Genomic DNA, 1,686 nt, shown 5'->3' with positions numbered 1-1,686 from the left:
CTAAATGAAATGGGTTTGGAACTGAAGCCAAGCAAAACAAAAATAGTCCATACCTATGATGGATTTGACTTCTTAGGATTTCAAATCAAACAATATAAGGTAGGAAAAAACCACTCAAAGCAAGGCTTCAAGACCATTATAGAACCATCCAAAAAGAAAGTGACAGAGCATTACAAAAAGTTAGAGCAAATCATTGACAAAAATAAATCAGCATCCCAAGCTAACTTAATTTACAAATTAAAACCGCAAATAGTGGGATGGTGCAACTACTACAGGTCAGTGTGCAGCAAAGACACGTTCAGTGATTTGGACAGTATGCTATGGAACAAACTCAGAAGATGGGGGAAAAGGAGACACTCCAAAAAAACGGCCACATGGATTAGAGACAAATATTGGGGAACAACCGAAGGAGATAACTGGGTATTCAAAGACAAAGAGGTGAGCTTACCAAAGCACGCCAAGACACCTATAATAAGGCACGTGAAAGTCAAAGAAACCCGAAGTATATACGACGGAGACCTCATATACTGGGGAAACAGAATGGGAAAGCACCCTACGATGTCTCAGGTGAAAGGAAAACTATTCACCAGACAAAAAGGATTATGCCCAGAATGTAGACTCAAGTTCAAGCCAGGTGACCAAATAGAAGTACATCATAGAAAACCACGCGCACTAGGGGGAAATAATAAGTTAGAAAACTTAGAAATACTCCATTTACATTGCCACGATAGAAAACATGGAAAGAAAATCGAAACCTCCGAGTTAGATTTCAACCCATTTTAGAGGTACCAATGAAAATGGTTCGCTATAATGAGGAGCCGTATGATGCGAAAGTATCACGTACGGTTTTGAAGACGAGTCGGCGGGGTGACCCCTCGGCTTAGTTTAATCTTAAGTCGTTTTTGATTAAGTCTGATGGTACTGAGGTAGAAATTCCTCAATATTACCGAAAAGCTCAAAAACGGCTCAAGAAAATTCAGAAAGCCGTTAGCCGAACGAGAATTGGTAGCAATAACCGAAAAAAGGCTGTAACCAAACTAGGGAAGGCTCATAAAAAGGTAGCTGATACCCGAAAAGACTTTCATTTTAAGACGGCGTGCGGTCTGCTAGATGACCACGATCTAGTAGCCCATGAAAAGCTCAACATTAAAGGTCTAGCCAGGACTAAAATGGCTAAATCAGTTTTGGACGCTGGATGGGGTCAATTCCTGTCAATCCTCTCAGTCAAAGCCGAGAATGCTGGGCTGTTAACGGTTGCAGTTAATCCCAAGAATACTAGCCAGAACTGTTCAAACTGCGGGAAGAAAGTACCCAAAAAACTAAAAGACCGCACCCATTCCTGTCACCATTGTGGTTATATCGCAGATAGGGATGTTAATGCGGCTAAAAATATCTTGAAATTGGCGGTGGGGCATCCCGTCAGAAGTAAAGCTTACCGAGTAACCCAGGCAATGGCCGGTGTTGGTAAGAAGCCCGCGTTGTCCCGTTAGGGCAACGTCGGGAGTATGTCACGAAGCACAGTCTCCTGTTATGCACCAATGACCAATGAATAATTACCAATAACTCATTGCTCAACCATCCAATTGAATCGGAGAGCAGCTTAACATTAGAATGAAGACCACACTTCGAACCCAATTGTCCCTGAATCCGTCATGAATCCAAAACTCTTAAACAATCGCTACCGTG

The 1,686-nt window shown here is 42.1% G+C and carries 1 protein-coding gene and 1 pseudogene; both read left to right on the top strand.

Annotated elements, in window-relative coordinates:
• Window positions 1–783 (top strand): group II intron maturase-specific domain-containing protein (locus tag F6K53_RS40500; protein WP_293085815.1); only part of this gene is annotated, 783 nt, incomplete at its 5' end.
• 107 nt (window positions 784–890) lie between these two features.
• A pseudogene (locus F6K53_RS40495) lies at window positions 891–1,490 on the top strand (transposase); the annotation flags it as partial.
• Window positions 1,491–1,686: the final 196 nt, after the last annotated feature.

The organism is Moorena sp. SIO4A1 (genome assembly GCF_010672065.1).
In the GTDB taxonomy this organism is placed as follows: domain Bacteria; phylum Cyanobacteriota; class Cyanobacteriia; order Cyanobacteriales; family Coleofasciculaceae; genus Moorena.
Note: the sequence above shows the minus strand (reverse complement) of the source record. Positions and strands in the feature narration are given on the sequence as shown.